This is a genomic window from Candidatus Xenohaliotis californiensis (assembly GCF_963930935.1).
In the GTDB taxonomy this organism is placed as follows: Bacteria; Pseudomonadota; Alphaproteobacteria; order Rickettsiales; family CAWVOK01; genus Xenohaliotis; species Xenohaliotis californiensis.
This window is the reverse complement of the sequence record NZ_CAWVOK010000023.1, coordinates 1-14,594: the sequence shown is the minus strand read 5'-3', so window position 1 is coordinate 14,594 and position 14,594 is coordinate 1. Positions and strand designations below refer to the sequence as shown.

Genomic DNA, 14,594 nt, shown 5'->3' with positions numbered 1-14,594 from the left:
AACTGTCCATCCAACATTAATAAAAAAATTTTTTCTAACATAAATATATTCATTTATAAATAAAAAGTGCAATTAAAGAACTATGAAAACTTAATTTTTATGGCTTAAAGTAAATAACAATCTAGTTATACTAAGCATCTTGACTTAATGTTTAACTCATTTCTTGAGTCAACATTATGATCATTTCATAATTGTTTTGCATGATATAACAAGTTAATGTTTGTTTCTAGTGTCATAATGCTGTACTTTGTTTGACTTAGCAAGTGATTCAAGGTTGGACATACTGTGTAGCATATTATGTGCTACCGAATGACCTAATTCTCTACGTTTTTTATTATGCTGTACAATTTCATGGTATATAATTCTTAACTTATCATTACCAGATGTTCTGTTGACAAGCTGCCTAAATGGTATATTTTTGTCTTTTAGATATATTTGTACACTCTCACATGGCATATTGTTTTCAGTACAAAATAGACTTATCCTAGCTATTCTGCCAGCTAATAACCATTCATTAAGCTCAGATATAACACTATTGATTACATTCTGATCAATTATTTCTATATCATGGTAACGTTGTATTTTTTTAGCTAAACTCTCAACTGTAGCTATGGCCCATAGTTGTGATGCATACACTATAATTAGTAGTAATAAAAATTTTTTGTACATATTTTAATCCATTATATATCCATATGGCCCTTCTAAAGGTGAGTGTTTTTTGCTGGCTATTTTACGATAGCCACCATTATTACCCATAATTATTGCTTGCAATGCACTTGGAAATTGATAATCATCAACTGGCAGTCTTATATCACCATCATCAACAGGATTAACAATATATGGGGTTATTGATATAACTAACTCACTTGACTCCTCAGCATAGTCAGCAGCTTTAAATAATGATCCTATAACTGGTATTCTTGATGTATATGGTATGCTTGATGATCTACTGTGTGCCTCATTTTTAATTAATCCTGCAATCATAAAACTTTCCCCAGGTGCTAATTCAACTGTAGTGCTTGCTTTTCTTACATTTATATCTGGTACAAAATTTACATTACCAACAGCTACAGATGGTGTGTTAAAACTAGTTTTTTTAGATATTTCTGATACTTCTGGCTCAACCAGTATGCGTATACGATCATTTGATAGAACTGTGGGAGTAAATGACACACTGACACCAACTGGTTTAAATTCTGTGGTATTGACCCCTGATGATTGTGCAGTTGGTATAGCTATTTCAGTTCCAGCATGAAATTTAGCAGATTGACCTGATATTGCAACAAGATTGGGTTCAGCTAATACTTTAAATAAACCTTTAGTCTGCATAGCCGATAGCATAACTTTAAAAACAATATCTGATGCAGTTTTATATAAAAGTGATGCTGCATTTTGATACTGGAATAAACCAGTGTCAAGTATTGTTGAAGAGTTAAATTCACTATTTAATAATTTGGAGTTAATATCTTCATTTTTAATTGAAAGATTGCTGCCTAGCATTTGCGTAGCATTCTTTTTAATTTCACCTACACGTACACGTAGCATGACTTGTTGATTGGAGCTTGTTTTCATAAGATTAACAATCTTATCAGACCCATGTTCGTTAGATATTTTATGAGTCATATGCAAAATTTTTTGTGCAGCATCTTCGCTAGAAACCTTACCAGTTAAAACAATACTATCATTCATGTAATCTATCCCAACCTTTTCATCTGCAAACATGTTATTAATTGCATGTCTAATACTAGGTAAATCTTGTATAATTTTGATGTTAATTTTTTCTATTACACTATCATGGTCACTATACAGTGATAAAGTAGTTGATCCTATTTTTTTACCATGCACAGAAAGTCTTCTATTGCCATGTTTAGTAACTTCTATTAAATCTTTATTACCTATAGAAATTGATGCTATGTCTTGATTAGTTGAGTATATTTCATCCCTGCCAACTGGCATATTTATATATGCTGAAGCAAATATATTATTGGAAAGAAACAAAATAAACATTAAAAATGGAAGATATTTTAATAGCATATTGGAGGTTTATTTCATTATCTAATGATATTTTTAGCTGTAAGATATATTTTATTTTGTGTCAACATATACAGACTTGAACCTTTCTAAATTAATTGGCTGTTAACTATTGTTTTTAATAAAAAGCGTTTTGTTATTATTTTTATTAAAGTTTATTTTTATATATTATAATCTTGTTTCCTTTAATTTAATTAGATCTTAATTTAAAAAGTATATGTTATAAAGTTTTAATTTTTTTCTTTTATGATAGTTAATAGTTTATAAATTATGTAATTTTGTTAATGGGCAGCATATTAAATAACCTAATCTCAAAATTAAGGCATACTCTTGTTTCAAGTAATAAATATTCAATAGCAAATGCTGAAAAAAAGCACATGAATAAAAAATTTATTGATAGTTGGCTTAGCATGTCGGCTGCAGATAAGATAAAATTTATTAATGAAATTGAAGATAAAAACATGAATCTGTATGAGAAAATTATGGGTGTGCTTAAGGAAAAAATTAAACAGGGATCCGAGCATGATGGGCAAATAATGAAAGATTTGCAAAAAATGGCTGCAGAAATTAACCACAACAAGTCATATATTACTAACTTAAGAGAGGCAGTAAAAAAAAATGTTGAGCTAGAAAAAATTTCAAAAAAAGGAATACAGTCTAAACAAAAAGATGTTGCTGGTAAGCTACATAAAATAGGTCAGAAGATTTCAGCTGTATCAGAAAACAAAAGTCTAAAAGAAACAGGTAAAAAAAACAAAGCTACTAAACAACATGAGAATAATAATAAAAATACACTTAAAAGCAATAAACAAAAAATTGTAACCCAATCTAATAAAAGCAGTAAAAAAACAGGACATAATGCTGGTTATGATTTGGCAAAAAAGGAAGAAATGAATGAATTTAAGATTGAAAAACAAAGGGAGATTAACAAAGATCTAAAAGAAGGAGTTAGTCAAACAGAGCATGAAATATTACAAGATGCACAAGCATTGGATCATGCAATAAAGGTTGTTTTAGATGCAGCAGAGATTAGTGCTATGTCTAGAATTGACCTTAAAAACAGTAATCAAGTTACATCTGCAAACCAAACACCACACACCACAGAAAAACAAGGTAGTAAAAGTATATAATTTTAAAATATTTTTATTTTTTGGTGGATAAAACTCAAGTTAGCTTATTAGTGGTGATTGGTATTGTAATTAATCTGTATATTGATAATAATATTTTATTTTTATAGTTTTGTTCATTTTATGATCACAAAGGTAAAAAAGTTTGGGGGCACCTCACTCTACAATGAGACATCATTACAAAATGCTGCTATGGTAATTACTGAGGATATACAAAATGGCTTTAATGTAGTGGTGGTTGTGTCAGCTGCATCTGGTCAAACCAATTCCTTATTAGAACATATAGCCAACATTGGTTGTGAAATTAGCCTTTGTGAAGAGGATGTAGTGTTAGCCACAGGTGAACAAATTAATGCAGCACTTCTAGCAATAACATTAATCAAAATAGGTGTTAAGGCACGTTCATTTATGGGATGGCAACTGCCTATCATAACTAATGAATTACACAGAGATGCTGATATTATTGATATCAATGTTAAACAATTGAAAGATTGTATAGCAGCAGGTGTTGTGCCTATAGTTGCTGGCTTTCAAGGCATTAGTTATAGTTATAATATTACCACACTTGGTCGTGGTGGCTCTGATATTACAGCAACCAAGCTAGCCAGTATTTTGAATGCTTATAAGTGTGAAATATACACTGATGTGGATGGAATCTATGCTGCAAATCCTAAGATTGTTTTAGGAGCACATAAGTTTACACAACTAAATTATACTTTAATGAACAAGGCTGCTTTATTAGGTGCAAAAGTTATACACCATAAAGCAGTTAATGATGCAATGAAACACAATTTAACTATAGAAATTCTACCTTCTTTTGAGGAAACTGATGGTACATTGCTAACTGCTAACAGTAGTGGTGGTGAAATAATGCTTTGTTCTAGATGCAACATATATGCTTGCATTACAAATAATTCTGAATTATTAACTGGACTACATCAAAACATCTATATTGCAAACTCAGTCACTACACCAAAAATAATGTTTGTTTATATGCAAAAACCAAGTGCTACAATTTTTAACAAAATGAAATTATCTGGAAAAGTTGTTTGTATGACTGAAGTATCAGTGGTTTCATTAGATATGATATTTTCTTTGCAGAATATCTTGAACTTACTAATGCAGAGTGGGATTAGAGTATTTGCTACTAGAGAGTGTGGAAATAGTAAAATCTTTTTGGTAAAACCTGCCGATGAGTATAGTGCTATTAGGGTTTTGTATAAACATTTTTATCACATCCAGTATGTAAACACTCTGTCAGAACTTTAATAGTTGGGATGCACAGCACTAGACTTGGAGCTTATATCTTTTATATTATTTCAATATTTTAATGAAGTATTATAATAGGACAAAAGAGATGTTAGTACTTCTAAAATTTATTGCCCACAGAGTTAGTTTTCAGTAAAAATTTTTGAGATATCTAGCAGCTTTTTGTATACCAAGAGCATTAAATTTATAGCATTCTGAATCATGATGACTTGTGCCATTTCAAGTTAAGTTATATATTTATTGCTATACTGTTTAGATCTTTTGTAAATTTTAGTTTTTAAAAAAAAGAAGATCTATTTGTATAATTTATAAAAATATTTATCAATTGACTCAAATATTACTCTATGGTCTTTATAGGATACAATTAGAGTTCTTGATTATTAAATATCATCAGAATTAATATAACCATTGATTTAATTATTTTATTTTTCCTAAAACAATAATTTTTATAATGGTTGTTACTGCAGTACTAAAATATTAGCATATACTATTTTAATAGAATTAATGACAGAAATAGCTACAGTGCCATAAAATTTATCAGCACAGTATTATTAAAATTAAAAATGCTGTTTTAGTAAAAACTTATGCATTGAAAAACAGTTTATTTGTATTAATTTTTTATAAAATTAAATATACTTATCATTACATCATGACATGCCATAATGTTAGCTATGGCATGCCTGATACTTTCATTTACAATAAATCTATCATTATTTTATGCTAAAAATGCTTCTTCTGTTTTCTTTTTAGATTTTGCTTTTTCTTTAGTAGCTTTATGCACTTTACTTGATGGTTTTTTTTCTACAGTGTTAAATTTTGGATCATGGCTAGTTACTCTTTCTTTAGAAGTTCCTATAACTGTGGCATCAACTGCTGCTGCGGTAGCCTTGGCATCAAAACCCTCTGCATTTATAGCTCCTTGATCTGCAGTAAAAACTGCTGCTGTGGTAGCCTTGGCATCAAAACCCTCTGCATTTATAGCTCCTTGATCTGCAGTAAAAACTGCTGCTGTGGTAGCCTTGGCATCAAAACCCTCTGCATTTATAGCTCCTTGATCTGCAGTAAAAACTGCTGCTGTGGTAGCCTTGGCATCAAAACCCTCTGCATTTATAGCTCCTTGATCTGCAGTAAAAACTGCTGCTGTGGTAGCCTTGGCATCAAAACCCTCTGCATTTATAGCTCCTTGATCTGCAGTAAAAACTGCTGCTGTGGTAGCCTTGGCATCATCCTTCATTTATAGCTCCTTGATCTGCAGTAAAAACTGCTGCTGTGGTAGCCTTAGCATCAAAACCTTCTGCAGAATTTGAAAATCCTTCATTTATAGCTCCTTGATCTGCAGTAATAGCTGTAGTGCTAGAAATATCCTCAAGAGGAGTTCTATCAAACCTTTCTGAAGTTATTTGATAACTTTCTTGCAATCTTTCTTCTTTACTTAATTCTAGCACTGCTGCTTCTGCTATATCATGATCTTTAGTGGAAAATTGTGTACTTAAAGCACTTACTGTTTTTCCAGGTACATTTTCTCCAGCAGCTTGTTGTAAAGTTTTAGCATCTCCTACAGTGGTGCTATCATTAAGATATAGAGATTTTTCTATTTCTCCTGCACTTTTAAATATATTTTTCTTAACATCCATCTTACGCTCTTTTGTAGCACTATGCCATTCAGCTGAATACTGACCATCATGCTTGCTAGTATAGCCTAAACTACCAACCTCTGACCATGTTCTACTAAGATGAGCCATATCATCACATCCACCTTTTACAACACTAACTCTCACATCATAAGATTTTCCTTCCTGTTGACTTTCTCCTACAGTAGAAGGAATTCCAGATCTATTTAGTGTGGTTCCTACTGTATTACAAACTGCAGCATCATCTTCACAAGTTCTGGAATTATTTGCTGCTGTATAAACATCTGATAATTTTTTAAAAGATTGGTTATGTTTTAATTTCACATCATATTTATTATCTGGATCTTGTTGCAAGCCAAATTCTCTTTCAGCAACCGAGCCTCTTTCTTCAATATGCCAAACATTGGTTAGAGGTATATCATCTGACTTATATTGTGCTGAATTTACAAAACAAGATGATACTTTTTTGTCAAGACCAACTGTAAAAGTGTATTTTGCATTTGACTGACAATATTGAGGGTCTTTATATCCTTGCATTGCCTTTGTAGCATTTTCTTCTTCTGTAACAACCTCCTTAAAGTGTTTTTTTCTGAGGAACAGACCTTTTCTTTTAGGTTCTAATGTTGTTTTTTTTCTGGTTAAAAATTGTACATTAGAAATATTATGCCCTGGTTCTGAAATAGTAGTACCATCTGCAGCAAATTTTTCTGCTAAAGTGATATGTTTATGAGTTTCACTATAATCAACATCACTCAAAATTGATGTTGGATTATTTTCCTTAAGTTCTTCCTTAAAAACTCTAAGAAAATCAGTATCACTTTTTATAGGAATTCTTTCTGAATGCATTGCATTACAAAGTTCTTCATTAACAATGGTTTGAGAAGATTCATTTTGATAAACATGTATCTTCTTAACACTTAAAAAATTTGCAGAGCTGCCTTTAGTACAAGATGATTCTATAGAACATTCTACTGTTGTTCCTTGTGGTTCCCCTAGTACAGCTAATCTCTCTTGAGGTTTGGTAAAAATTTGATCCATGGCAGCTCTATATTCAGAATCAGTATTTAAAGAAGAATATGGTATAAAAGTACGATTCTTTGTCAACATAACACACGTGTTATCCCTATTGCAATCACCAGAAGGGTAATACATATTAGCATTAGAGGCACCAATATGTTGCATCATTACGCTATCAATTGGCTGACCTTTATCTGTAGTTGGCAGAATATCCTGCATTGGATTTGCAAATAATTTTTCTGGATTAATACATTCTTTTTGCAATGTATGCATTGCAGCATTTCTGTATTCTACAGCAGCACCCCTATCATACTCTCCAACAGCAGTATTTGCTACATTATGAAAATGTTCGTATGAATCTTCAACTGCTCTTCGTGCTGCAAAATTTTCATGTATATCTAAATCAGATAATTGTTCTTTTGGCATCATTGTATCTTTTAAATTATACTCACTAACTGTTTTGTCCTTAGTAGCACTTTCAGTTCTGCTGGCATTTTTATTAAAAAACAACAAAGTTGCATTGCCTGGTTGTGTAAGTGTATAAACTTTATCACGAGCTACTTGTATATCACGTGACTCCATTGCATCAAAATTAGCCGTGCCATGAGAGCTTACTGTAGTGGAATCAAGACTGCTCCAAGTAACAGGAACTGTTCCATTTTTTAGGTAACAGTAATCTGCACCAAGACCTACATTGTTATGGTAGTAAGCTGATCCTACAGATGCTTGGAGATCTGCTCTTGACATTTCAACTTTACCTGAAGTAGAAAAAACAAAATGATTAGCATTTTGTTCATCTTTAGCAACAGTGTCTCTATATTCAGAAATTTTGCTATAAGATACCATTAGTTTATCTGATCTAAAATCATCACGAGGGGCTTTTTGTAGCTCTTTTACATCTAACTTAAAACTAGTATTGCTTACACGCTCAAAATGAGTTCCAGGTCTAACATTTGCAATCTTTTTGTCAGCAAACTTCATTGTTTTTTCTTCACTTGCCAACTCCAAAGATGCTGGATGTGGGGCAAGAATATTTAACTTGTTACTTTCAACAATATCTGAAGCGCCATTACCATGATCCTTCATTGTTATAGTACAATAACCTGTGTTTATTGAATAACTGCTAAATTTTTTGCCCTTTATAACATCTTGCACTACAGATCCTTTATATCTAGTATCTCCATGTACTTCAAATACTGCCTTACCTTCATGCACTGCATCTACATGTAAGGCACAATGTTCTGTACCATGAGATCTTTTAGGGGATTGCATATGGCTCATGGTATGTTCATATGGAACAAATCCATGTGCACCATATGTAGAACCACCTCGATGATCAACAGAACTTGGGCAATACATTCTGCTTATCTCAGATTCATATCCTGGTGTAAACTCTGTAGTTGCAAAACTAACAAATCCATTACCATTAAGTTTTTTATGTCTATATTCACCAAAATTTCGTTCATTAAATCTACACAATCCAACTTCTGATAAAGTCATACGCTTGGGATCAATAAAGTCTGATACTTTCTCTGGCTCACCAACTTCAGTACGCTCAAGCTCATAAATAGCATGATCATTAACACCAATCTTATTATTATTAGCAACTCCACTTTTTGAATGTATATTCTTTTTAGGATCATTCATATTAATTGATAAAGATCTTGTATAACATTCTAATTTGGACAGATCTTCCATTTTATGATAATGAACTTCTTTTGCATAGTCTTCAGAAAAATTAGAAGGTGTATTTAATTTTTCAGCTTCAACTACTCCTTTATTAGTCTCTACCTTAGAAGCATCATCTCTTTTTTGATCTATGAATGCTGTTTGTACATTTTCAGCTTTACGTTCCTTTAAAGATCTAGCAGCAGCATCTCTAATACTGGTCTCACGAGCATCTTTTTGTGCTTGCACATCCTTTTTTCTCTCTAAATCTGCAGCAGCAGCACTACGTATTTCTCGTACATCTTCATCTCTCTGTTTCCTAAAAGTTTGAGCAGAAGCATTATCTCTAGCTTCTTGAGGTGAATATATTTTTTGTGCATCTTCTTTACTTTTTAATTCTCCAGTAGCAACTTTACGTGCTGCCTGCATATCTTCACGTTGCTTTCTTTCTAATTCTCTAGCAGCATCTCTATCTGCTTTTTCTTTCATCCTTTCCTTTGTTGACTGCATCATAAAATAACCTGTAAATAAAATTTTTTAAAATTAATAATTATTATACTGCGGTAACGGCAACTTTTTTAGCAACAGCTGCATCCGCTCTCTTTGCATTCATTAATGTTTGAGGTATTTTTTCTTTATTATCATTATGAACTTGAACTTTAATTGTTTGTGAACTGCCACCAACATCAGCATCAACATCATCACTAAAATAATTTCTACTAGCAAATTTTGCCTTACTGCAGCCTGTTGCTGATAAATATTGCTTTTTTTGTTGAATAATTCCTTTCTCTAAAGTAGTACCATGCCTTAATGACTGTTCTTCCTGTTGATGCATAAAATCATCAACACTAGTTGCTTCATCAAAACCTTCATAATAAGTAATGTTGCCTAGCACTCTAGCTTCCATTACCCTAGTATTATTTTCCTCTACATCAAGAGGTGTATACTGAAAAATTTCTGTTCCTTCAGTTTCCATGCCTAGATTTTGGGTACTAGGTAGTACTTTTGATATATTATACTCAGTGTCAAGTACTTCAGCAAGTGTTTCAGTGCCAAGAGATTTTATATTACCACTATTTGCAATCACAGAGCGCTCTATCCCTGGTATGCTTCCTAATTGCCATTGCTTTTTTACAATCACATCTACAGTACCCACAAATCTCGCAGCATGAAATCTAAAATCTGCTGGCGTATTTAAAGAAAGCTGATCTACACTATGAAATACTTTAGTACAAGCAGTATTAGAACCCATGGCCTCTTGAAATTTGGAATTACCATTAGTGAAATCTTTTAATTCAAAGTTTGTCAATACTCTTTGCTGACATTCTGTAAATTGTTGGGAAAAATTTTCATCTGGAAAATGTTTAAATCTTAGCATTAAGTTAGTGCACTGCTGCATTTTTTCTTGCAGTCTTTTATATGCTAAAGCATTTTCTTCTGCTTCAAAGACAACTGAGTGTCTATCACTTTCCATCTTATCAAGCAATTCATTCATATCATTAACTAAAGATTTACCACATAATACATATAAATCTTCACAAGATCTCTTAACATCTTCATTTTTTGTATAGTGCAATTTTGAGTCTAAATTTCCACTGCCCTCATCCATTCCTTCAAGCAATTGATCGCTACTTCTGCAGTCAATAACATCTTGAGTAGTCATTTCTCTATTTAAAGCCAATTTTCTGGCATTCATCCTATCTACTGGTTGTAAAATAATAGTCCCAGATTGTTTGCTGCTAGATGTATTTGAATCAGTTATTTCTACAATATTACCTCTAATTTTTCTAAAAGATTCTTTAGCTTTATAGGTTTCACCAGTTAATTTTTTGTATTCTTCAGGTGTAAGCTCTAACATAGCGTCAGATGACATCAAAAGAACTACTTGATTATTATGCATATCTGCTGCACTAATATCTCTAAGGTGTGGGTCAGTATCAAAATCAGATCCTAGTATATCTTTTGCATCACTAATATTAACAATAACTTTGCGAGAAAAATTATTAACACTTTTCTGCAATACAGTATTAGCAACTTTTGATTCATCATCCTCAACAGAAAAATCTCTTCTTACCATCACTGTATGTCTTGTTTCATAATAAGCAATTCTTTTCGATACCTCACTCCAACTATCTGCAACTCTCTTAATACTCTGCCTGTCAGGTAAATGCATAATGCTTCTTGGAGTTTCTAACTGTTTAGTTAAATGGTCATAGAAACAACTCTGAGCTTCTGCCATTAAAACATCAATTGACTTTATAACTCTCGATGCACGAGGTTCTGTTGCTTCAGAAAATTCGGAAAAACTATCATGTACTGATGAAGCTAGCTTAGATAAAGCTTTAGAATCATTTTCTGACAACACATCTCTTGTGCAAGATTGCACAATATTTTCTACTCTGCCCTCTTTTGCACACTTGCAAACAGCCCAACCATGTTTAGATTTCTCTAAGACTTTTGCTGGATTGGAAAAAAAATTTTTTCTATCTTCATCAGAAAAAGGAAGACTACAGTAACCTTTATAATGTAAGACTGCTTTTTTGCGTGCATTATTAAGTGCATCCATTACATTTTGCACATCATCAATCTCCATTGAAGTAATTACATTAAGCTTCTTATGTTTATCATTAATCAACCTTAAATCAGCAGCAAAAAATTCACCAGCAAATACTGTATTTACTGCCTGAACTTCAGTAATAGAATGTTTTTTTAGATATTCTTCTTTTAAAAAATCAGAAAAATGATCATGAAAGCATGCATAGTCATTCACAGCTCTATGCAATTTGCTAAATGGACTATTTTCAGAAAATTTTTTATGCCATCTATTACTCTCTCTTGAGCCTCGTATATTTTCTTGGGTTATTTGCCACATATGCTGATCTCTTAGATAAGGATTGGTAACAGCCTTTCTATATTTATCATCACTTAATAAATCATCAAATTTTTTATGTAAAACTCCTGCAGATCTAACAAAAATATCTTCTCTCAGTGTTTCATTAAGTTCTGTATCTTTAAGTATTTTTTCTACATGTTTTATTATACTCTTTTGTTCATCTACAGAACAGTCAATGGATTCAGTTAATCTTTCATCTTTTTTCTCGGGAATTGCAGAAGATATTTTGTTGTATAATTGAACAGCAACATGTCTACATGTTGAGGATATATCTTGATGTTCAAATTTTTCTAAAGTTCTATGCTTTGGTCTTGGGGCTTCTTTTATTAATTCCAGCTTTTTATTATATTTTTCTATATTTTTTTTTGCATCAGCAATTCTAGCACTATCACCTTCTTTTTCAGCTAATGAAAGACTATTATGAAATCCTGATAGTAAAGAATGAAGTTGTGATATTGAATCATCATCCTTAATCTTTTCTGATGCAAGATAACCTCCATTTCTTTTAAAATTATGCACTTCTCTATTGTATAATTTTCCATCAACAACGCTCATAAAATATCTTGGACCCAAGGCAGTATGAGAGTGCTTGGCATCTGAAAGAGCAGCAGCAGCAGCTGATGAATTTTCATAGAGAAGTGTTACAGCATATTGTGGTTTTACAGCTGCATGTGGATTATCTAGTTTACCATAACTAGTTTTTGATGGTAACGTAAATAATTCATCATAATCAACCACTTGATGATCACCAGCTCTAAATGGAGTGGTTACAACTTCAGCAAATCTTGAACGATGAGCTACACTAGCTATATCTCTTTGAATTATAGATTTTTGCGCATCAACAAAAATTCCACTGAGAATGCGGTGTGGGGACTTTCCTTCTGCTGGAATTTCTTCTTGTAATCTTCTAAAATCCACAGGAAGACTACCAAATGCTGCTTCTGGTCTATTTCTATGAGAATGATTATTACTTCTATAAAAATCACCCATGAATCGATCTATCATTGTAAAACTTTTTGCTGCTTCACTAGTAAATTGAACTTCACCTTTAGGCTCTAGTCTTGATGATAAATTACCATGCTTTCTATCAAGAACATGTAATAAATCTTCAATATTTTTTGCTGTTGGTGTTCCAGATTTTTCCTTATCTTCAATATGCATTTTTACAGCTTCTGATAGATGTCCTTGTTGACCAGAAACAATAAAAACCTTTGATGCAAATTGTGCAATACCTTCATTATTATCTACTGATTTTGGATTATACAAATTGCTTTTTAAGAAAAATTTATGCATAACAGATTCATGGCCATGCATCATGTTGTACTTTTCTACCTCAACAGCAGCATAGGTAAAGTCTGCCACAAGTTCATGATTTATCTCTTTGCCAGTTAAAAATTCTATTTGCCAACTAGCATGAGCTTGTAATCGTTTTGCAGTAAAATCAGTAAATTCTTTCACACAATGAACAACTTCTGTATTCTCTAGAAATTTTATAACAGATTTTTTATCAACATCCCCTTGTTTAGTATGCTTCATTACAATTCTACTACATTCCCTATTTAATGAATTTCTTGCTTCTTGCATACTATCTACACCTCTAAAAACATCAGAAACTTCAAAATTTATTTCTGCTAGATCAATTTGTTGACATTTTGCAACTTTATCTATGTTGTTCCTTATAAAAAGTCTACTCTTAGCATTCCAACAAAATTCTGAATTCATAAAATCTGCAGTTGATTTGCGCAATTGCATACAAATTGTTTTAGCTTTATCTGCACTAGTAGTAGCAGTTGTTTTAGAAGTATCTGGAGCGCTTTCAACAAGTTGTTTTAATGTTTGTTCAAGCTCTGCCTCATGTTTTTGACGAACTCTATACAAATCAACTTCAAGAGCATTATCATCATCTAAATCAGAATGAACAGCATTGTTAGCAATATAAGTAGCATGTGTATGTGTTGCATATAGTGGAAATAAATTTTCATGACATTCTTTTTTGCTACTATTTATATTGTTAGATATAACTCCATTAGTAAAAACTAGAGAATCTTGTACTGCCTTGGCTCTAAAAGCATTATGAAAGTCCTCAGCTGTTGATAGTGCTTTCAAGTCTGCATGGCAACTCTTAAGAATGTCAACAGTTTTAACTCCATTAGACAAACCTTTACTCAATGCAACAGTGTATTGATCTTTTGCTTTACTAGCAATATCTGCTTGATCTCCAAGTCTATCTAATATTTGATCTCGATCTCTTATATCAGTATTCTCTTTACATATACCTTTTAATGCACTTTTCATTGAGGGAATAAATCTTTTTTTCACTTCACTGGTTTGCATTTCTTCAAGCATTTTTTCAGCTTCTGTAACTATATCAGCTATCTCATCTACTTCATCAGAATCCTTGTCAGCAAGTTTACTCAAGGCACTATAAGTAATTTCCGTAAAACTTTTAAATTCTGGACTATCAGTTGTTACTGCATCTTTATACCGTGTTGTTGATGTTCTCATTTTTGTCTTTCTATTAAAAAAACGTTTTTTTGTTTGATAATCTTCTTGTTTTCCATCCATGTAATCAAACCTAATTTTATTTCTAAAGCATAGAATTATATAGAGTAAAATTATTATTGCAAAATAAATTTATTTTTATATTCATAAAAAATAAATCATTGATTAAATTTAATTGAATATACTTTGAAATAAATTAAACAAATTATTTTAATTAACTATCTTTTATTTATCTAAAACTTAGTTAAATATATTATAGTTTTATTACCATGATTAATTAAAAAAATTAAAATAAATATTGTAATCAAAGCTGGAAAGCTTAATAAGCAATAAATTTTGAACATTTAATAAAATAATATTATTTTTTATCAAGCATAAATTTATATTCTCCTACCTAAAAAATGTATAATTTTTGACCATTTATACACTCCATTTTTTGGTAATATATCATCAGAT

General features: G+C 31.6%; 7 protein-coding genes. 2 read left to right on the top strand and 5 right to left on the bottom strand.

The genetic code is table 11. The features are described 5' to 3' along the window. Positions 1–213 precede the first annotated feature (213 nt). Together AABI72_RS02500 and AABI72_RS02495 are read right to left on the bottom strand one after the other, a co-directional pair. Positions 214–669: a hypothetical protein gene (locus AABI72_RS02500; protein ID WP_338364083.1), complete on the bottom strand. Its 456-nt coding sequence runs from the start codon at positions 667–669 to the stop codon at positions 214–216. Positions 670–672: 3 nt separating this feature from the next. Further along, positions 673–2,007 (bottom strand): type II and III secretion system protein family protein, encoded by a 1,335-nt coding sequence (locus AABI72_RS02495; protein WP_338364081.1) that lies wholly within the window; start codon positions 2,005–2,007, stop codon positions 673–675. Positions 2,008–2,315: 308 nt separating this feature from the next. Here AABI72_RS02495 and AABI72_RS02490 point away from each other — a divergent pair, with 308 nt between their 5' ends. Continuing rightward, positions 2,316–3,161 (top strand): hypothetical protein, encoded by an 846-nt coding sequence (locus AABI72_RS02490; RefSeq protein ID WP_338364079.1) that lies wholly within the window; start codon positions 2,316–2,318, stop codon positions 3,159–3,161. Positions 3,162–3,281: 120 nt separating this feature from the next. Next, positions 3,282–4,427: a hypothetical protein gene (locus tag AABI72_RS02485; protein WP_338364077.1), complete on the top strand. Its 1,146-nt coding sequence runs from the start codon at positions 3,282–3,284 to the stop codon at positions 4,425–4,427. A gap of 715 nt (positions 4,428–5,142) precedes the next feature. On the opposite strand, the gene AABI72_RS02480 is transcribed toward AABI72_RS02485, so the two are convergent. From AABI72_RS02480 to AABI72_RS02470, 3 genes are read right to left on the bottom strand one after another with little or no spacing between them, the layout of a single operon-like run. Next, positions 5,143–5,661, bottom strand: coding sequence for a hypothetical protein (locus tag AABI72_RS02480; RefSeq protein WP_338364075.1), 519 nt, complete (start codon positions 5,659–5,661; stop codon positions 5,143–5,145). After that, positions 5,651–9,256: a hypothetical protein gene (locus tag AABI72_RS02475; protein ID WP_338364073.1), complete on the bottom strand. Its 3,606-nt coding sequence runs from the start codon at positions 9,254–9,256 to the stop codon at positions 5,651–5,653. Before AABI72_RS02475 ends, AABI72_RS02480 begins: the two co-directional genes overlap by 11 nt. A 40-nt stretch (positions 9,257–9,296) precedes the next feature. Beyond that, a complete protein-coding gene (locus AABI72_RS02470) occupies positions 9,297–14,201 on the bottom strand; it encodes a hypothetical protein (protein ID WP_338364070.1) in 4,905 nt (1,634 codons plus the stop codon). Positions 14,202–14,594 lie beyond the last annotated feature (393 nt).

Coding starts and splice junctions, on each gene's coding strand:
- AABI72_RS02490 (WP_338364079.1), top strand. CDS start 2,316: ATGGGCAGCATATTAAATAACCTAATCTCAAAATTAAGGCATACTCTT.
- AABI72_RS02485 (WP_338364077.1), top strand. CDS start 3,282: ATGATCACAAAGGTAAAAAAGTTTGGGGGCACCTCACTCTACAATGAG.
- AABI72_RS02495 (WP_338364081.1), bottom strand. CDS start 2,007: ATGTTTATTTTGTTTCTTTCCAATAATATATTTGCTTCAGCATATATA.
- AABI72_RS02475 (WP_338364073.1), bottom strand. CDS start 9,256: ATGATGCAGTCAACAAAGGAAAGGATGAAAGAAAAAGCAGATAGAGAT.
- AABI72_RS02470 (WP_338364070.1), bottom strand. CDS start 14,201: ATGGATGGAAAACAAGAAGATTATCAAACAAAAAAACGTTTTTTTAAT.
- AABI72_RS02480 (WP_338364075.1), bottom strand. CDS start 5,661: ATGAAGGATGATGCCAAGGCTACCACAGCAGCAGTTTTTACTGCAGAT.
- AABI72_RS02500 (WP_338364083.1), bottom strand. CDS start 669: ATGTACAAAAAATTTTTATTACTACTAATTATAGTGTATGCATCACAA.